Below are 19,326 nucleotides of genomic sequence, written 5' to 3'. Positions count from 1 at the left end.
CGCGTCAGCTCCCCCGTTTGTTGAATTTCGGATCGAGCGTGTCACGCAATCCATCGCCCAGGATGTTGACCGCCAGCACCGTCAGCGCCAGGAAAACACCTGGAAACAGCACGGTCTGAGGATATTGGTTGAACTGCATGCGCCCGTCGGCCATGACGTTGCCCCACGTCGGAATATCCGGCGGCAGGCCGACGCCGAGAAACGACAGGATCGCTTCCACCAGGATCGCCGACGCGCACACGTAGGTGCCCTGCACGATCAGCGGGGCGATTGCATTCGGCAGAATATGACGCCACAGAATCTTGACGGTCGGCGTGGCCAACGAAATGGCGGCCTCGATGTAGGGTTCCTCGCGAATGGTCAGCACGATCGAGCGAACCAACCGCGCGACGCGCGGAATTTCAGGAATCGTGATCGCGACAATCACCGTGACCAGCGTCGGCCGCCAGAGCGCCATCAGCGTAATCGCGAACAGGATGCTGGGAATCGCCATCAAGCTGTCCATGGCGCGCATGATGATGTCGTCGAGCCGGCGAAAATACCCCGCCGCCACGCCAACCAGTGCACCGAAGGTGAGTGCCAGCAGTGCCACCGAGATGCCGACCGACAGGGACACGCGCGCACCGTATACGACCCGGCTCCAGGTATCCCGGCCAAGACTGTCGGTGCCCATCAGGAAGAAGTGTTGGAACGTCGCGCCGGACAGATCACTGAATTCGGCCCTCGCGCCGGGCAAGAGGTTGGCGCTCGCCGGATCCATCGCGGTCGGGTCGATCGTGCCAAGCCACGGTGCGGCAACGGCTACGAAGACCAGAAGCACCAGTGCGCCGCATCCCAGGCGCACCGACCAGTTCCGCAGCACGCGGCGCCACAGCGGTGTGCGCGAGCGAATGGCCGACACCACCTCCACGTTGGCAAGAACGGCGCCGGGCGCGGCAAGGGTCATCCGATCGTGATCGTCGCTCATGTCCAATCGTCCTTTCACTCAATAGCGGATACGCGGGTCGAGCAGCAGATAGCTCATGTCGACCAGCAGGTTGATAAGCACGTAAACAAAGGAAAAGAACAGCGTGATGCCTTGTATCAGCGGGAAGTCGCGCGCCAGTACCGCGTCGACCGTCAGTTGCCCGAGCCCGGGGATCGCGTAGACAGTTTCGGTGACCACCACGCCGCCGATCAGCAAGCCGACGCCGATGCCGATCACCGTGACGATCGGTACCGCGGCATTTGCCAGCGCATGGCGAATCAGCACGCGTGCTTCGGAGATACCTTTGGCGCGGGCGGTGCGGATGTAGTCTTCAGTCAGCGCCTCGGCAACCGCAGCGCGCGTAACGCGGGCAATCAGTGCAAGGTAGACGATGGACAGCGTAATGGCGGGCAGAATCAGGTGCGTGAGCCACGAACCAATACCCGCGCTCAGCGGAGCGTATCCCTGCACCGGCAGCAGCTTCGCATGCAAGGCGACCGCCCATATGAGGATATAGCCGACCACGAACGACGGCACCGAGAATCCCATCACCGAAAGTCCCATCAGCATCCGGTCCAGCCAGCCTCCGTGCCGCGAGGCCGCGATCACGCCGAGCGGCACCGCGAGCAGGAGCGTCATCACCAGTGTCAGGGCGGACAACGACACGGTCGGTGCGATGCGTTGCGCAATCAACCGAGTTACCGGCTGTTTCATGTAGTACGAGTCGCCGAGGTTGCCCTGCAGCAACTGCACGGTCCATTTGACGAACTGCACCGGCAGCGGCCGGTCGAGCCCGAGGCTCGTGTGGATCCGCGCGATGTCCGCGCTAGTGCCGTTGTCACCGACAAGCGCCGCAGCCGGATCGCCCGGCGTCAGGCGCAGAATCATGAACACGATAAGGGCGACAATGACCAGCACTGGCGCCGTCGACAGTACGCGCCGGAAAAGAAAGAAAACCATGTCGGTTACGCTCCAAAGCCGGTTGACACATGGACAGGTTTGCGTTGCCCTGCGAGGCGGCGGGCGGCCGGCGAATAGCCAGCCGCCGACACTGGTTAGCTCTTGCGAATGTTCCAGAACACGTTGACCGGAGCCGGGACGACGCCGCTCACCACGCCCTTGCGGATCACCGAATAGAAATCGAAGTCGCCCAACGGCGCCAGGATCCCGCTCTGGTACGTTTCCAGTTGGATCGCCGCGGCGATCTTCTTGCGCTGCGCAGGATCGCTGGTGACAAGGTAATCATTCTTGAGCTGCTCAATCTTGTCGTCAGTCGCCCAGCCGAACCAGCCCTTTTCGCCATTGCCCGTCAGCGGAGTGAAGAACAACGGATTCATCGTGTCTCCGGGCGCCCATCCGGTAATGAACAGGTTCCAGCCACCCTTGTCGGCCGGCGCCTTGCTGGTTCGGCGCGTCACGAGCGTAGACCAGTCCATTGCCTGCAGGTCGACATTGAAGCCGGCCTGCTTCAACAATTGCGCCATGACTGGTGGAAACTTGTTGAGTACTGCGTAATCAGACGGATACATCAATACCACCGGCTTGCCATCGTAGCCCGCTTCTTTCAGCAGATTGCGGGCCGCCGCGAACTGGGGCTTGCCAGTGAAATAGGCAGTCTCGGTCGACGCCAACGGCGAATCACATGGGTAAATCGACGAACACGTCCGGTACAGATCCTTGTTCACCAGTTGGGCGCGCATCAACGCTTCCTGGTTGATCGCCATGATTGCCGCCTGGGCAATCTTCGGGTTGTTGAACGGCGGCACGAGATGATTCAGGTGCAGGTCGAAGAGCCCGGCGGGAGTCGGCTTCAACAACTCCAGCTTGGGATTGCTCTTGAACGCGGCGTACTGCTCGGCGGGCATCCATTCGATCATGTCCACTTCACCGTTTGCAATCGCATTGGCCTGCGTCTGTGCGTCCTTGAGCACGATCCATTCGACCCTGTCGACATAGACATGCTTGCCGCCTGCGGTACCGGAAGCCGGCTCCGGTCGCGGCACATAGTTCGGGTTCTTGATGTACACAATCTTCGCGCCCGGGCGATACTCGTCCTGCTTGAAGATGTAGGGGCCGGACCCGGTATAGTCAGTGATCTGTTGGTCCGCCGAGGTATCGGCGACCCGCTTTGGCATGATGAACGCGGCGCTGCCAGACGGCTTGCCTAGCGCGTCGAGGACCATCGGGAAGGGTTGCTTGAAAGTCATGCGGAAGGACTTGGCATCGACCGCATCGAACGACTGCAGGGCCGCAAACATTCTCTGGCCGAACACATCGCGCTTGCCCCAGCGCGTGATCGACGCGATAACGTCAGCTGAGGTGACCGGCTTGCCGTCGCTGAACGCGAGTCCCTTGCGCAGCGTGAACGTCCAGGTCTTGCCGTCCGGCGAGGTCGTATACGTGTCCACCATCTCCGGTTGCACCACGCCCTTGGCATCCACGCCGAACAGCGTGTCGTAGATCATGTAGCCGTGATCGCGCGTGATGAATGCCGTGGTCCAGATCGGATCGAGAATCTTCAGATCGGCTTGCGGCACGATTCGTAACACCTTGGATGCATCCTGCGCACACACCATCGTCGCAGCGCTCGCAATCAGCGTCCCAGCCACGCATCGCATAAACAATCGCTTCAACATGCTTCACCCCATAGGAAGAAATGACACAAAATGAATTCAGGCCGCGCTTGCGTCGTATTAGCGGCCGTGTCCACTCGCCACCCTCTTCGACGTGTTCAGTAAGCTTGTCGATACAGTGGTACGGCACGTCCCTTTCCTCTGGCGACAGAACCGACATGAGCTGCTCGTCGAAGATGCCTAGTTAATTGCAACTTGCAACAATTGAAATTTACATATTTATAGGCATGAAGCGTGCCATCATGCGGTAAATCCAGTACATGTGGGCAAGTCGGGCGCTTGCCCCACCGGCAAGCGCCCACTGCAATGCGCGGGACTTGTGCAAGTGCGCGCGAGGGCGGTGCATCACGCAGTGCAAGATCGCTGTCGCACCGATTCCGAGCGCGACAGCAGCGCTCGTCGTCGGTACCGAGTCTTTGCACGCTATTTGAGGTACGGTTTAAGCTGATACTGTCCACACACTCGAAAGGAACACTTCGATGAACTATCCGAGCATCGCTGTCGGGGCATTAGGCGGCACGATATGCATGACCGCCGACAATGCCGACGCTGGCGCGTTACCACGTCTTTCCGCGCAACAACTGGTGACCGCGGTCCCCGGTCTGGCTGATATCGCGCAGATTCACGCCGAGACACTTTTACAATTACCCAGCCCTTCGCTGAATCTTGCGCATGTGCTGGACAGTCTCGCGTGGGCAGAGCGCATGGTGGCTGCCGGCGCCGCCGGGATCGTCCTGACCCAAGGGACCGACACGCTCGAGGAAACCGCCTTCCTGCTCGACCTTCTGTGGACGAATCCGCAGCCGCTGGTGGTCACAGGCGCGATGCGCACGCCGCTGGCCGCGGGTGCGGATGGGCCCGCCAACATTCTTGCCGCGGTGGCCTGCGCGGCGTACGGCGCCAGTCGCCGGCGCGGTGTAGCCGTGGTCATGAACAACACGATCCATGAGGCGCGCTGGGTGCGCAAAGCAAACTCGATGTCAGTCGAAACCTTCGAGTCGCCGGTCGTGGGGCCAGCCGGCATGGTGCTCGAAGGTATGCCCCAGTATTTCCGTCCACCGTCCAGGCGCTATTCCCAGCGCGCTGGAAAGCCCGACCTGTCGGTTCGAGTGGCACTCGTCGAAACATGTCTGGGCGAGACGGGTGAGATGCTCGACGCGGTCGTCCACGCGGGATATCACGGGATCGTAATCGCGGCCTACGGTGCAGGGCATGTTTCGGATGACGAAGCACAGCGCATCGAGGCGCTGGTGCCGCGGCTGCCGATCGTCGTCTCCAGCCGTACCGGATCGGGATCGACGGCGGCGCGCACCTACGGATTTTCCGGTTCAGAAATCGACCTGGCCCGCCGTGGCGCTTTGTTTTCAGGATGGCTCGGGCCGCGCAAGGCGCGTCTACTTCTCTGGCTACTGCTCGCCACGGGCGCGCCACGCGACGCATGCGCCACCGCGTTCGAATTCTGGAAGCGCCTCGACGAGGTCGATTAGCCCCGCGGCGCAATATCCATTGTCAACGGCTCGACTGATGTGTTACGGGTTGCGGTACAAATCGCCGGTGAGCGAGAAACCACCGGTTTGTTCGCCATCTCAGTCCGCTCCCGGCCCCTTGCGAGTTCGACGACGCAAACGCGGTTGCCTAACCCCTAACGCGTCGAACGCTCCTGACACGCGTGGACGTAGCGGCCGTTGCGACAATATCGTTGGGCAGAGACGCCGCTACCGGGAAAGCACTCACTAGCGTCGCGGGGAAGCCCCTCGAGCCGCAACATAGACGTCCTGATGCAACGGCCTTGGTACGGCACTTCAATTCTGGAGGCGGGTCGCGCACCGATGGCCACGCCTAGATATCTTGCAATGACCTTTCGCCATCGCACGTCCGCGTTTCGCCCAGAGGTGGTGCGCCGCCGATTTCGTTGTGCCTGATGCACCTTCCTTGCGCGCATCTGCACACTTCCAGAACATGCCAGTGTGCTCACTTCCACTTGGAAGTACCCAATTCGCACTTGTACATGGGGTTTTCGCACGATGGCATGCTTTGTGCGGATCGAATCAATGTGGATATTTCAATTGTTGCAATTTGCATCTTTTTCCCGTCGACAACCGACGAAACCAGCAACTGAGTTCCCCAGTCAGGCACTTCAGAATCGTCAACCAGCCGTGTACCGACGCTGCGCGGAACGGGCACGTAAGCGAAGCGCGAAGTGATTCAAGTTCAGCACGAGGACCAGCATGCCCGTTCAACTAGCGTTGCGAAACATTCGAAAATCCTTTTCCAGTAAGCAGGGCTCGGTCGATGTGCTGGGTGGGTTGTCGTTCGACATCAATGAACGGGATTTCGTCAGCATCATCGGCCCGTCGGGCTGCGGGAAGACGACCGTGTTCAACGTGATCGCCGGCCTCCTGGAACCCGACAGCGGCGAGATCGTCTATCGAGGGCAAGCGGTCACCGGCTTGCGCGGCAAAGTCGGCTACATGCTGCAGCGTGACCTGCTGTTGCCGTGGCGCACCGTATTGCAGAATGTCCTGATCGGGCCGGAGTTATCCCGCATGCCAGATGCACAAGCGCGCGAAATGGCGATGGAATACCTGAACACCTACGGCCTTGCGGGTTTCGAAAACGCGTATCCCCGCATGCTGTCCGGTGGCATGCGCCAGCGTGTCGCACTGATCCGCACCTTGATCAACGATCCCGACATCATCCTGCTCGATGAGCCGTTTTCAGCGCTCGACTATCAGACCCGGCTGTATCTGGAAGGCGTACTGATGGAAGCGGTCGAGACGTTCCACAAGACGGTCGTATTGGTCACGCACGACATCGACGAAGCAGTCGCGTTGTCGAAGCGTGTGGTGGTGCTAGGCGGCCGGCCTTCGCAAGTCAAAAAGGTCTATGACATCGAGATCGGCGCGCGTTCGCCAATCGGTGCGCGCAGCGATCCGAACTTTTCCGGCTACTTTCACGCGCTGTGCGCGGAACTCGATATCCAAACCGAGGTAAAGGCAGCATGAACCATTCCGCATCCTTCAATAATGCGAAGGTCTCTGCGACACGCAGCCGGACGCGTTCAGGCCCCGCGCTGAATACGGGATGGGGGCGCACGGTCTTGCAACTCGTCGCGGTGATTGCATTCTTTGCCACATGGGAAGGCGCTGCGCGGCTTGGCTGGGTATCGAACTTCCTGGTCGGCTCGCCGACAAAAATCTACGACGCTCTAGCTCGCTCCGCTGAATCAGGCGACCTCTTCGTCGATATCGGCTACACCATGTTCGAAGCGATGCTCGGCTTTCTGTTCGGCACCGCGGTCGGCTCGGTCTGCGGCCTCGCGCTATGGTATTCGACATTCGTCGCGCGACTGATCGAGCCATTTATCGTCGCGATCAACAGCGTTCCGAAGATCGCTTTCGCGCCGATTGTGATTCTCTGGTTCGGCACCGGGCTTGTTTCGAAAGTTGCGCTGGCGATTTCGCTGACGGCGATTGTCGCGCTGATAGCCGCCTACGAGGCAGCGAAAGAGGCCGATCCTGATCTTCAGGCACTGCTCGTCACGCTTGGCGCGAACAAGAACGATGTGTTCCTGAAAGTCGTCATTCCGTTCACGCTGCCTTATGTGATCTCGACGTTGCGGATCAACATCGGCTTTGGTTTGGTGGGCGCAGTGGTGGGTGAATTCATTTCGTCAGAGAAAGGGCTTGGCCACATGATCTTTACCGCCTCAAGTCTTTACGACCTGAACACCGTGTGGGCCGGCCTCTTCGTGCTAATGGCGATTGGCTTCGTGTTGTATTTCCTGATCGACCTGGTCGAACGCAAGCTGCTGCCGTGGCGACAGGTATCGAATGCACCGACGCTACGGGTTTGACGCCGTCGCCACTCAAGGTCGAATTGTTTGCTTTTCGTCCGTCAATCTAACCTTTTTCTGGACCTGAAAATGGCAATCATTGCAAGAAAAATGCTGGCTGCACTGACAACAGCAGTCGCTGTTTCGGCCGTCAGCATCGCAACGCCCGCCTTGGCCGCCAACAAAAAAACTGTTATTTCGCAGGCTTTCCAGTCGATGCTGTATCTGCCACTTTACGTCGCCATCGACGGCGGCTTCTTTACCAAGGAAGGACTAGATGTAACAAAGCAGACCGCGGGCAGCCCGAGCGCGGCATTGTCGGCCGTGTTGTCGGGAAGTGCGGACTTCTCGCTGCATGGTCCCGAATGGACCGCGGTCGCCGCCGAAAAAGGCGCGGATGTCGACGTGATCGCCAACGTTGTGAACGGTGCGGCGGTGTGGATCGTCACCTCGCCGGACAGCAAATTCACCGGCATCAAGGACGTGAAGGGCCAGACGGTCGTGTCGGGTCAAATGCCGACTACCAGCACGTCGCTGTTCTTCAAGTTGCTAAAAGAGAACGGCATGTCCCCAGCCGACGTGAAACTAACCCAGGTACCGCTCGGCTCCGAGATCGGCCCACTGGTTGCAGGCCAGTCCAAGGTTGCGGTGATGTACGAACCCGGCCTTGATCAGGCCGTCGCCAAAGGCATGAAGGTGGTGCTTGGCTTTCCGAAGTTGTACGGCGAATACGCATTCTCGTCGATCTCGGCGAAAAGGAGCGTGGACCCCGATGTGGCGGCACGGTTCGTGAAAAGTATGGAACAGGCGCTCGTCTTCATGCAGAGCAATCCCACGGAAACCCTGGCGATCGCCCGCCGAGAGTTTCCAAGCCTCGATCCGGAGATCGTGAACGCTGCGGTAAAACGCATGCTGAACGAAGGCGTGTATCCCAAGAACGTCGACATCACCCCGAAAGCGCTGTCGGTTGCAATGGATACGCAGATCTCGCTCGGCAACTTGAAACAGCAGCCGAATTACAGCACCTTCATCGTGCAGAACTACATTCATCAAGCACTTGCCGCGAAATGAGCCAATCTTCCCCCTCCCCCACCATCCGCGAAATCCGTGACGCGATCCGCGCGGGAACGCGCACCATCGATCAGACTGTCCAACAGGCATTTGATGCGGCGCAACGACTGCAGCCTGAGTTGCAAGCGTTCATCCATCTGCCGGCGTCGCCGATAGTCAATCGTGCCGATCCCGACGCGCCGCTCGCGGGCGTCCCTGTCGGCATAAAAGACCTGATGGACACGGCCGATATGCCCACCGCGTACGGATCGCCGGCCTACGAAGGGCGCAGGCCCGACAAGGACGCATGGGTCGTTGCCCGTTTGCGCGAAGCCGGTGCCACGATACTCGGCAAAACGGTCACCACCGAGTTCGCCTGGCGTCAGCCTGGCGCTACGACCAACCCGTGGAATAGCGATCACACGCCTGGCGGTTCATCGAGCGGTTCGGCTGCCGCCGTTGCGGCAGGCATCGTGCCGCTCGCGCTCGGCACGCAGACGTTCGGATCCGTCATCCGGCCCGCCGCGTATTGCGGTGTGGTCGGGGTAAAGCCGAGTTACGGCACGATTGCGCGGACCGGCGTGTTGCCGTTGTCAGGGTCGCTCGATCACCTGGGCGTTTTCACCACCAATGTCGCTGATGCAGTTCATGCGCTATCCATTCTGGCGGGTATCGATGCGGACGATCCACACGCCTCGCATAACAGTCGCCAAGGGGAAGGCCCAGGCGATACGGCAAAGCGGCCGCCACGCATCGGCGTGTTGCGCCAGCAGATCGGCGGACCGATCGACAAAGCGCAGCAACACGTGCTGAATCAACTCGCCATACGCTTACGGGCTGATGGCGCAGAAATCGTCGGCGCCGACTTGCCTGCCGAACTGCTCGACGCTGCACGGCATGCTTCGATCTTGGTCGCAGTTGAAGCGGCGCTGATACATGGCGAACTAGTAGACCGTTCGCCGGCTCTTGTCAGCGCACCGATCACGGCTCTGGTCGAGGAAGGCCGGGCTTTGCCCGCGACTGAGTATGCGAAAGCGAAGGCATTGCAGGTACAGATGGCGCGTCGCTTCGACCGGTGGCTCACCGAAGCGGCGGGACTGGACGCGCTGCTGGTAGCGCCCGCATTGGGCGAGGCGCCCCGCGGGCTCGACTATACCGGCGATGCGGCGTTCTGCACGCCCTGGACCTTCCTCGGCGTGCCGGCGGTGACGTTACCGGTTGGCTTCGGTCCAGGGGGGCTGCCGCTTGGCGTGCAACTGGTCGGTGCGAGTCAGCACGATGCCGCGTTGCTGTCGCTTGCCGAGTGGGTGGAAGGTAGAACCGGCTGGAACATCGCAGTTGCTTCTCGCTGATGCCGGCTTCGTTGTGTACAGGAAGTATCACGTGATCATGCGAACCCGTATCGGCTGAGCGGGTAGCGATGATCGATTGATTGTTTGAGGAAACATGTCAGCAGAATTTTTAAATCCTGTGCGGGGCATCCGCGGGATGGCAGTCACACCCCATGCGCTGGCGTCGCAAAGCGCGCTCGCGATCCTGCGCGACGGAGGCAATGCCGTCGAGGCGATGATTGCCGCCGCGGCGACCATCGCAGCGGTGTATCCGCACATGAACAGCATCGGCGGCGACGGCTTCTGGTTGATTTCGCGGCCGGGTGAAGAGCCCGTCGGCATCGAGGCGTGCGGAGCGGCGGCATCGGCGGCGACGATCGACGCTTATCGCGCACGCGGCCTGCAATCGATCCCGTTTCGCGGACCGCTGGCGGCGAATACGGTGGCCGGCACAGTGTCGGGTTGGGCGTTGGCGCATCGTTGGTCCACTGACACACTCGGCGGCAAGCTCCCGGTCGCGCGCCTGCTGGAAGATGCGATCGCCTACGCGGGAGGCGGTATTCCGGTCACGCGCAGCCAGTCCGAATGCGTCGCGCTCAAGCGGCACGAACTCGGATCAGTTGCGGGGTTCACCGAGACGTTTCTGACGGCCGACAACCCGCTGGGCGTGCCGGCTGTCGGCGACCGCTTTGTCCAACCACGCCTTGCCGCGACGCTCGAGCGTCTCGCCCACGCGGGTCTCGACGACTTCTACCGAGGCGACCTCGCACGCAGCATCGCGGCCGACCTGCGTGCCCTCGAAAGTCCACTGTCGCTAGCCGATCTTGAACAGCATCGCGCAAGGCTGCGCACGCCGCTGGCACTCACGCATTCGCTCGGCACGATCTACAACATGCCACCGCCCACACAAGGGCTTGTATCACTACAGATCCTCGGTGTGCTCGACCGTGTCTTGCGCGACGATATGGATCCGCTCGGGCCCGAGTACGTCCACGCATGCGTGGAGGCGACCAAGCTCGCGTTCGCCATCCGCGACAAGCACATCACCGACCCGGATTACATGGACATCGATCCGCAGATGCTGCTTGCGCCGCCTGTGCTCGACGCGATGGCCGAGCAGATTTCGATGTCTGCGGCGGCTCCGTGGGGTCGCGGTCGCGGACCGGCCGACACAGTATGGCTCGGCGTGATCGACGCCGATGGCGTGGCCGTCAGCTTCATCCAGAGCATCTATCACGAGTTCGGCAGCGGCCTTGTGCTTCCAGATTCGGGCATCAACTGGCAAAACCGCGGCTGTAGCTTCTCGCTCGATCCCTCTGCGCGCAATCCACTTACGCCGGGGCGACGGCCGTTTCACACGCTGAACCCGGCACTCGCGCGCTTCGCTGATGGACGCACGATGGTGTACGGAAACATGGGCGGCGACGGCCAGCCGCAATCGCAAAGCGCCGTGTTTTCGCGGATCGCGCACTTCGGCTGGAATCCGCAAGCCGCTATCGATGCGCCTCGCTGGCTGCTGGGGCGGACCTGGGGGCGAACCAATGAAACACTCAAGCTTGAGGCGCGTTTTCCCACCGACACGTTCGATGCGCTGCGCCGTCTCGGCCATGACGTCGAGCAGATGCTGCCATACGACGAAGCAATGGGCCACGCCGGCGCGATCGTCCGGCACGGCAACGGATGTCTGGAGGCAGGCTATGACCCGCGCAGCGACGGAGCCGCGGCTGGCTGGTAGGCGCGTCTGCTAAACAGCGGGCGGCCGCTCCGCCCGCACCCTTTTGAATCGGCGACACGCGAGCGTTCGCGCCGACGGCAAGGACGGCGCACGTCCGTCCATCTGTCGATACTTCAATCCAAAACGGAGAAACGCGTTGAACACCAGCACGCAACCACTGAAAGGCACCGCCGCGCAAGCAGCGGCGCATACCCGCTGGATCCAGCTCGGACTCGGCCTTGTTTGCATGATGACGATTTCGAGTCCGCAATATGTATGGACTCTGATGACGAAGCCGCTCATGGCCAAGCTCGGCATCGCGCTGCCGGAACTGCAAGTGACATTCTCACTGCTGGTGCTACTGCAGGCATTCTTTTCACCATTCCAGGGTGCACTGATTGATCGTTTCGGGCCGCGCATGCTGATCTCGATCGGTACGTTGCTGGCAGGCGTGAGCTGGGTGTTGGCTTCGTATGCGCACAGTACGTCGATGCTGTATCTCACGTATGGCGGCATCGGCGGTCTCGGTACCGGCATCGTCTACGTCGGCGTGGTGGGATTCGTGGTCCGCTGGTTTCCCGATCGACGCGGCTTCGCTGCCGGTGTAGCGGCCGCAGGCTACGGCATGGGCGCAATTGTCACCACCTTTCCGATCTCTGCATCGCTGGCAACACGCGGCGTCGAATCCACGCTGTGGCTGTATGGCATCATCTTCGCAGTAGTCGGCCTCCTCGCCTCGCAGGGCCTGCGGGTACCGCCTGCGGCGGGCAGTATCGGCTCGACAGTATTCCGGACAGCGGTCGCGACGCGCGACTACCGCCCGTCCGAGATGCTCAGGACGCCGCTGTTCTGGCTGATGTTCGTGATGATGACGATGATGTCTACCTCGGGCCTCATGGTGACGTCGCAGATGGCAAGCTTCGCCACTGACTTCGGTGTCAGCAAGGTGCTGGTCTTCGGGCTCGCCGCATTGCCGCTGGCACTGACGATCGACCGCTTCACGAATGGCCTGACCCGTCCGCTGTTCGGCTGGATATCGGATCGCCTGGGGCGCGAAAACACGATGTGTTTCGCGTTCGCGCTGGAAGGTGTGGCGATGGCGCTCTGGCTAATGACGCGCGATAACGCGGTCCTGTTCGTGCTGCTGTCCGGCGTGGTGTTCTTCGGCTGGGGCGAAATTTTTTCGCTGTTCCCTTCGACCCTGACCGATACGTTTGGTACCCGTTATGCCACCGCGAATTACGGCTGGCTTTACATCTCGTTCGGGATCGGATCGATCTTCGGCGGTCCGCTGGCCGCGCTGCTGCATCAGCAAACCGGTAGCTGGGTGCCGGTGTTCGGCTGTGCGATTGTGCTCGATCTGAGTACCGCCGCGCTTGCGATCTTCATGTTGAAGCCGGCGCGCGCGCGTTTTGTCTGAGTGCATGAATAACAAGTCTATTCGCGGGCAAGGTCCTTTCTACAAGCAAGGCATGTCACAACATCTGAAAACAGTACGACCGCTCGTTATTGCATCGATCATGGCGTCAATGGCAATGGTCGCTATAGAAGCGACCATTGTGTCTACAGCGATGCCGCAAATCGTGACTCAATTGGGCGGCCTGCATCTTTATAGCTGGGTCTTCTCCTCGTTTCTGCTCACGCAGACCGCGATGACGGTCGTATTCGGCAAGCTCGCTGACCTGTACGGTCGTAAGCCCACCATGCTCGTTGGCATCGCCATCTTTCTGGTGGGATCAGTGCTCGCGGGTTTTGCACGGTCAATGCCCGCAATGATCGCGTTTCGAATGATTCAAGGTATCGGCGCTGGTGCGATCCAGCCTGTTGCGCTCACTATCGTGGGCGACCTGTATCCAGCACGCGAACGAGGGAAAATCCAGGGTTATCTAGCCAGTGTCTGGGCCATCGCTGCGGTCGTCGGACCGATGGCAGGTGGCGTGCTCATTCGCGATCTTTCATGGGCCTGGATCTTCTGGATCAATATCCCAATTGGCCTCGCTTCCGCCGCCGGTTTCGTCGTCTTTCTACACGAAGAGGAAAGGCGCGAACGCCCTTCGATCGATAACGTCGGTGCAACGCTCTTCGCTGCATGCATCGGCGCTTTCATGGTGGCGCTGACGAATGCCGGAACATCCGTCAGTACTCCGACCATCCTCGAGTTTGCTCTGTTCGTGATATGCGGCGCACTCTTCATTCTCCAGGAGCAACGGGCCGCCGACCCGATGATTTCGTTTTCCTTGTGGGGGCATCGGCCAATCGCGGCATGTAATGCCGCCACTGTGCTTTCGGGCATGGCGCTAATGGGGTTGACCAGCTTTCTTCCCATGTATGTACAGGGCGTCCTGGGCAGGTCCCCGGTGGTGGCAGGCCTCGCTTTGACGATGATAATGGTCGGTTGGCCAACGGGCGCTACCATTGCAGCACGCTCCTTCCATCGGCTCGGACTGCGGCGCACCCTCATCGGCGGCAGCGTGTTCTTGCCGATTGGCGCCGTGGTCTTCGCAGCACTGACCCCACAGAGCACGCCGCTGTTTGCAGGAATCGGGTCGTTGATTATGGGCTTGGGGATGGGAATAGTTAGCGTGAGCTCACTTATTCTGATCCAGGAAATCGTCAAGCCGTCGGAACGCGGTAGCGCGACGGCGTCCAACCTCTTCTCCCGCAACCTCGGCAGTACACTTGGTGCAGCCGTGTTTGGTGCGGTTCTGAATTATGGGCTTGCTCATTCGACCGGCACCGCAGCGGTTACCTCCGATCAATTGCGACAGCTTCTTGGCTCGGTACCAGGCGACCCTATCGTCAACGCTGCGGTGAGACTTGCGCTCCACCAGTCCCTCCATCTCACGTTCTCTTCCGTCCTGATGATATCGATCGGAGCGGTCGTCTCCCTGATGCTTGTACCGACTATCAATCTCGTGTAAAGGAGCGAACCCGCAACCAATTGATACGCCGGCCTGTTCCTCACCTGTAACGCGCAATGCCGCGCGGAAAAGAAACCTGCACGAAGCGAGTACCCATGATCAGCGATTTCTATCGATTGCCCGGGCCACTTTCGATTATCTCCACTCAGATCCACGCACCTATACTCAAGCCCGGAACGGGCGCCTGCGGCGTGGCAGATGACCGGTCCATACATCGCCGATGCGCAACGCGCCGGGCGTGTATCTGACATTCAAACAGCGAATCAGGAGCACAGGTATGAGCAGAGCAACTGCAGCGATCATGGCGCACGCCCAGCCGAAGACATCAGTTCGCTGGAAGATTTTTCTCATTATGTTGCTGCTGGTCACGGTCAACTACATCGATCGTGCATCCCTGTCCGTCGCAATGCCGATGATCGCAAGCGAGTTCACGCTTACGCCGGTCATGCAAGGCATCATTATGAGTTCGTTCTTCTGGTCGTACACGCTGATGCAGATTCCAGGCGGCATGGCAGTCGACCGCTTCAAGCCGCGACTGGTCCTCGCGCTGTGCACTTTGCTCTGGGGTGCCTTCCAGGGTCTTGGCGCGTTGACGACCAATGCGATGTCCTTGCTCGCTACGAGGCTCGGACTCGGTGTGGCAGAAGCGCCCGTGGCCTCGGCGGGAGGTGCGCTCAATGCGATGTGGCTCACGCAGCATGAGCGGGTCCGTGGCGCATCGCTGATGGACGGCGGCTCGCCGCTCGGCGCAGCGCTTGGATCGGTGCTGATCACCTGGCTGATCGTGGTCGCGCACTCATGGCGCACAGCGTTCGCGATCGCCGGCGTCGGCACGGTCCTGTGCGGCATAGGCGCCTGGTACTACATCAAGAATCAACCGCGCGATCACGCCGGGGTCAATGAAGCCGAAGCGGAACACATTGAACTAGCCCGGCGCAAGGAAGATGAAAAGGAAGCGAAAAACCTGTCAGGCAATTCACTCGATTTCTTCAGGTATCGCTCAGTGTTGCTGATGTTCGTCGGCTTCATGTGTTGTACGACGCTTTACTACGGCCTGTTGACATGGATGCCCACCTATCTGCAGAAGGTGCAGGGGTTCAACATTCAGCAGATGGGCGGCGCCAGCTTCGTGATCTTCTTCTGCGGGTTTATCGGCGAACTCTTCGGTGCCTACGTCGCCGACAAGTGGCTCGCCAGCGGCGCCGCGCCGAACCGCGTCATGCGCACGATTTTCGGTATCGCCGGCGTGGTCGCCACGATTGCGGTGTTTTCAGTGGCACATGCGACGAGCCCCACGATGGTCGTGATCCTGCTGTCCATCACTCTCTTCTTTCTGCGGTGGGGCGGTCTGTACTGGTCGATCCCCGCGATGCTCGCCTCGCGCAACAAGGTGGGCACGCTCGGCGGGCTGCTCAACTTCGGCGGGAATATCGGCGGCATGGTGATCCCAATTGCGATCGGCGCGATCGTTCAATTCACGGGCTCTTATTTCCTTGCGCTGATGTGTTTCGCCGCAATGGGCGTCGGCCTGCTGCTCTGTTCGATCGGAATCGATTATGAAACGAAGATTCCGGTCTGAGCGATCGTCGCGCCTCGCATGAACAACGTTGCTACTGGGATTGGATAATGGGAATAGCAAAAGTCGAAGACATCATTGGCCAAACTGTCCGGCGCGACATTGGCCGCATGAAGCGGTTCGTTGAAGGTCAGTTGGAAGCGGCCGCGCGTTCGATCATGAGCACGCCGAACGCCCACGTCGGTATCGTGACTGGCTTCTTCATACGCAATGCCGTCCCGCCCTCGCCGGAGACGGACGGGCTGGGCGGCATGGCCCACCTGGCCGCCGCACTTTCGAACCTCGGCATACCGGTGACGGTGATCTCGGACGCGCCGTGCTGCAAGGCGGTCTGGGCAGTCACCACGGAATTGCCGAAAGACGTGGCGTTCGAGGTCACCTCGGTGAGCACGGCATCGGTGAAGTCGCTGAGAGCGCGGCTAAGCGAGGCTGAACGTCCGATCACGCATCTGATCGCGATCGAGCGGGTGTCGCCCGCGAGCGACGGCAAGCCGCACCGAGAGTACGGAGCGGACATGTCCGACGATACCGCTCCGCTGCACCTTCTGTTCGAGGATCCCGAGTGGCCGCGTCCGTGGGTCACGATCGGCATCGGCGACGGCGGCAATGAAATCGGCATGGGCGTGCTGCCCGAGGAAATCGTCCACGACGACATTCCCAACGGCCCGTTGATCAGCGCAGCCATTCCCGCGGACTATCTGATTGTTTCCAGCGTCTCGAACTGGGGCGGCTGGGGATTGGTATCCGCAATGGCGATGGTCGCGCCCCGAGACGCAGCGGCGCGACTCCTCACCGACTTCACGCCGGAGCGCGACCGGGCGTATCTCGCGGCGGCCGTCGACGTCGGGCAGGCGGTTGACGATAGTCGCGTCGACCGCCCCGCGACGCCGAAGATGAGCGTCGACCGGCTGCCATGGGAACAGCATGCACAAGTGCTGCGTCAACTCAGGGCGCACGTCGACGGATACCTCGCAGAGCCATCGCACTCGTGAGCGCGACGCCCTTTTCATTTTTTAATGTACCAACCATGCCCGACCTTTCGAGTATCACTCTCAGACGTGCGCCGTCGTGGGCCGTCAGCTTGCCAGAAGAATTGCAAACACCGTGTTTCATCGTATCCGAGCGCGGCATCGTGGATAACTTGCATGCGACCGCCCGTGCGTGTGGAGGGGTGGAACGGCTCATGCCGCATGTGAAGACGCATCGCGCTGGATGGATCGTCGAGAGGTTGATTCGGGAAGGCGTACGCGCATTCAAGGCCGCTACAGTCGCGGAAGTGGCGATGGTGCTCGAGGCCGGCGCGAAACACGTCGTCTGGGCGTATCCGACCGTCAACCGCGCTCATATCCGTACCCTGCTCGCGCTTGCGCACGCTAATCCGGACGCACGGATCGACGCGCTCGTCGACTCGGCGGCAGGCGTAGCCGCGTGGCGTCGCGCGACGAACGGGGCGCCGTTGACCAATCTCGCGCTGCTCATCGATCTGGATGCCGGCATGGGCAGAACTGGAGCGCCGATAGCAGCGGCGACGCTGCACTTGGCCCGCGAACTGGCCACGATCGGCTGCTTTGGAGGATGGCATGTCTACGACGGCCATATCCATGATCTCGACAGTGCCGCGCGCCGTACGCGGGTGGCCGCCATCGTGGAGAAAGTGGCAGCGCTGACGTGCGCAGCCGATGCAGAGGGACTGTCGACGAGGCTCATCGCTGGGGGCAGCTATACGTTCGATCTGTGGCCGCGCACGCTCGCCGACTTCGTGTCCCCGGGCAGTTGGACCTATTCGAGCGCTCAACACGACCTGGAATTGCCCGCGCTCAGCTGGACGCCGAGCGCATATGTACTGGCAACGGTAATTTCACGCAACAGCACAACCGCCACGCTCGATGCGGGCTCGAAGGCCATCTCGCCGGACAAGCCGCTGGCCGAGCGCTTTCGCTGGGACGGCAAGATCGTCATGATGAGCGAAGAGCACGTCGTGGTCGAGAACACCGATCTGGCTGTCGGCGACCGGGTGATGCTATTGCCTTGCCACGCTTGCACAACTGCTTATCTCTACCCTAGCGCGATGGTGCTTAACACCGAAGGGTCGTGGGAAGTGCGTGAGCAACTCGGGAGCCGTCGATAGGCCGCGAGGCCCGCAGCGGGTAGGCGTCGATTGAAGCGATACAACGCGACGCAGCCACGCATGTCATGCGGCAAGTCGAAAAAACGCCACATCAAGGCGAAGGGAAAAACATGAACGACAATGGCACGCCCCGTGCATTGCATGGCGTCAATCCAACCGACCTTAACCCAGGCGGGCACTATTCTTCCGCGATGATCGCGGGCGACTTCGTCTTCCTGTCCGGCCAGACGCCGCGCGACGCCGACCGGAAGGTGATCGGCGACTCGATCGAAGAGCAGACCCGTGCGACGCTTGCCAATGTCGAGCGGGTACTGGCCGCCGCTGGCGCGGGACTGGAGGACGTCGTCAAGGTCACAGTCTATCTAACCGACTTAACGCTTTTTAGCCGCTTCAACGCGCTCTATGCGAGCTGGTTTGCCCAGCACAAACCGGCGCGAACGACCGTGGAAGCCGGTCTGCAGGGTGTGCTCGTAGAGATCGACGTGGTTGCCTACATCGGCAAGCGCTGAAGCAGGCCGCGCGCCGCATGCACGCACGCTAGAAGCCGTAGAGCCTTGCGGGATTTTCGACGAGGATTCGATGCCGCGTCGATTCATCGGGTATCCACAGCGTCAGATCGTCCAGCAAGCGGGCGGCGTCCGGCTTGTTGTCGGCCGCTTGCGTCGGATGAGGCCAGTCCGATCCCCACAGCATCCTGTCCGCGGCAAGCTGGGCAAACCTGAGCGCGACCGTGCCGGCGTCGGCGTAGACCGGCGCTCCGCTTCGCGACACGAGATAGGGTCCGCTCAATTTGACCCAGGTACGGCCGTTGGCTAACAGCGCCTCGACCATCCGGAACGCGGCATGCTCCGCGCCGCCCGGTTGCGGGATCTGCCCCATATGATCGATCACGAGCGGCGACGACAGACTCGCAAGCAACTGCCGATGCGCGAGTAGCTGCGCAGCGGTGGCATTGACTTGAATGTGCCAGCCGAACGGTTCGATCCGCTTCGAGAGGGGCTCCATCATCGATACCGTGACGCCGACCAGATATTCGAGGTTAAACGGAAGTTCCGCCCATCTTGTAGTCTCGTTGATGGCGGCAAGTGCCTGTCGGGCCTCATGATTTGATCGGGCGAACGCTATTTTTTTAGTTAAATTTGTAGTCACTAAAATATTTTACTTTAGATGA

General features: G+C 60.8%; 16 protein-coding genes. 12 read left to right on the top strand and 4 right to left on the bottom strand.

Going from position 1 to position 19,326, the window contains the following annotated elements:
- Window positions 1–4: 4 nt before the first annotated feature.
- The 3 genes from GNZ13_RS22875 to GNZ13_RS22865 all read right to left on the bottom strand — a co-directional run bounded on the left by GNZ13_RS22875 (window position 5) and on the right by GNZ13_RS22865 (window position 3,603).
- Window positions 5–967, bottom strand: a complete 963-nt coding sequence (locus tag GNZ13_RS22875; RefSeq protein ID WP_216674983.1) for an ABC transporter permease — start codon at window positions 965–967, stop codon at window positions 5–7.
- 18 nt (window positions 968–985) lie between these two features.
- Entirely contained in the window at window positions 986–1,927 is a 942-nt protein-coding gene (locus GNZ13_RS22870; protein WP_172168309.1) for an ABC transporter permease, read from the bottom strand.
- Window positions 1,928–2,022: 95 nt separating this feature from the next.
- Window positions 2,023–3,603 carry an ABC transporter substrate-binding protein gene (locus tag GNZ13_RS22865; protein ID WP_172168307.1) on the bottom strand — a complete coding sequence of 527 codons (1,581 nt, stop codon included), beginning with the start codon at window positions 3,601–3,603 and terminating at the stop codon, window positions 2,023–2,025.
- Window positions 3,604–4,079: 476 nt separating this feature from the next.
- On the opposite strand from GNZ13_RS22865, the gene GNZ13_RS22860 reads away from it, so the two are divergent.
- The 12 genes from GNZ13_RS22860 to GNZ13_RS22805 all read left to right on the top strand — a co-directional run bounded on the left by GNZ13_RS22860 (window position 4,080) and on the right by GNZ13_RS22805 (window position 18,664).
- Complete coding sequence (locus tag GNZ13_RS22860; protein ID WP_172168305.1) at window positions 4,080–5,087, top strand: asparaginase; 1,008 nt, start codon at window positions 4,080–4,082, stop codon at window positions 5,085–5,087.
- A 741-nt stretch (window positions 5,088–5,828) separates the two neighbouring features.
- Window positions 5,829–6,605, top strand: coding sequence for an ABC transporter ATP-binding protein (locus GNZ13_RS22855; RefSeq protein ID WP_172168303.1), 777 nt, complete (start codon window positions 5,829–5,831; stop codon window positions 6,603–6,605).
- On the top strand, window positions 6,602–7,456 hold the full coding sequence (locus GNZ13_RS22850) for an ABC transporter permease (RefSeq protein WP_172168300.1): 855 nt from the start codon (window positions 6,602–6,604) through the stop codon (window positions 7,454–7,456). Before GNZ13_RS22855 ends, GNZ13_RS22850 begins: the two co-directional genes overlap by 4 nt.
- 27 nt (window positions 7,457–7,483) lie before the next feature.
- Window positions 7,484–8,506 (top strand): ABC transporter substrate-binding protein, encoded by a 1,023-nt coding sequence (locus GNZ13_RS22845; RefSeq protein ID WP_236002145.1) that lies wholly within the window; start codon window positions 7,484–7,486, stop codon window positions 8,504–8,506.
- A complete protein-coding gene (locus GNZ13_RS22840; RefSeq protein ID WP_172168298.1) occupies window positions 8,503–9,837 on the top strand; it encodes an amidase in 1,335 nt (444 codons plus the stop codon). The genes GNZ13_RS22845 and GNZ13_RS22840 overlap by 4 nt, the downstream gene beginning before the upstream one ends.
- A gap of 136 nt (window positions 9,838–9,973) precedes the next feature.
- On the top strand, window positions 9,974–11,551 hold the full coding sequence (locus GNZ13_RS22835) for a gamma-glutamyltransferase family protein (RefSeq protein ID WP_172168296.1): 1,578 nt from the start codon (window positions 9,974–9,976) through the stop codon (window positions 11,549–11,551).
- A gap of 136 nt (window positions 11,552–11,687) precedes the next feature.
- On the top strand, window positions 11,688–12,950 hold the full coding sequence (oxlT, locus tag GNZ13_RS22830; RefSeq protein WP_172168294.1) for an oxalate/formate MFS antiporter: 1,263 nt from the start codon (window positions 11,688–11,690) through the stop codon (window positions 12,948–12,950).
- A gap of 52 nt (window positions 12,951–13,002) precedes the next feature.
- Window positions 13,003–14,451, top strand: a complete 1,449-nt coding sequence (locus tag GNZ13_RS22825) for an MDR family MFS transporter (protein WP_172168392.1) — start codon at window positions 13,003–13,005, stop codon at window positions 14,449–14,451.
- Window positions 14,452–14,728: 277 nt separating this feature from the next.
- On the top strand, window positions 14,729–16,030 hold the full coding sequence (locus GNZ13_RS22820; protein WP_172168292.1) for an MFS transporter: 1,302 nt from the start codon (window positions 14,729–14,731) through the stop codon (window positions 16,028–16,030).
- 47 nt (window positions 16,031–16,077) lie between these two features.
- Window positions 16,078–17,019 carry a glutamate cyclase domain-containing protein gene (locus GNZ13_RS22815; RefSeq protein ID WP_172168290.1) on the top strand — a complete coding sequence of 314 codons (942 nt, stop codon included), beginning with the start codon at window positions 16,078–16,080 and terminating at the stop codon, window positions 17,017–17,019.
- Window positions 16,941–18,155: an alanine racemase gene (locus GNZ13_RS22810; RefSeq protein ID WP_328807276.1), complete on the top strand. Its 1,215-nt coding sequence runs from the start codon at window positions 16,941–16,943 to the stop codon at window positions 18,153–18,155. Before GNZ13_RS22815 ends, GNZ13_RS22810 begins: the two co-directional genes overlap by 79 nt.
- A gap of 110 nt (window positions 18,156–18,265) precedes the next feature.
- A complete protein-coding gene (locus tag GNZ13_RS22805) occupies window positions 18,266–18,664 on the top strand; it encodes a RidA family protein (RefSeq protein WP_172168286.1) in 399 nt (132 codons plus the stop codon).
- 28 nt (window positions 18,665–18,692) lie between these two features.
- Here GNZ13_RS22805 and GNZ13_RS22800 read toward each other — a convergent pair whose 3' ends face one another.
- The gene (locus tag GNZ13_RS22800) at window positions 18,693–19,160 is read right to left on the bottom strand and encodes an amidohydrolase family protein (protein ID WP_216674982.1); all 468 of its coding nucleotides are present in this window, start codon (window positions 19,158–19,160) and stop codon (window positions 18,693–18,695) included.
- Window positions 19,161–19,326: the final 166 nt, after the last annotated feature.

The organism is Paraburkholderia elongata, assembly GCF_013177735.1.
Classification (GTDB): domain Bacteria; phylum Pseudomonadota; class Gammaproteobacteria; order Burkholderiales; family Burkholderiaceae; genus Paraburkholderia; species Paraburkholderia elongata.
Note: the sequence above shows the minus strand (reverse complement) of the source record. Positions and strands in the feature narration are given on the sequence as shown.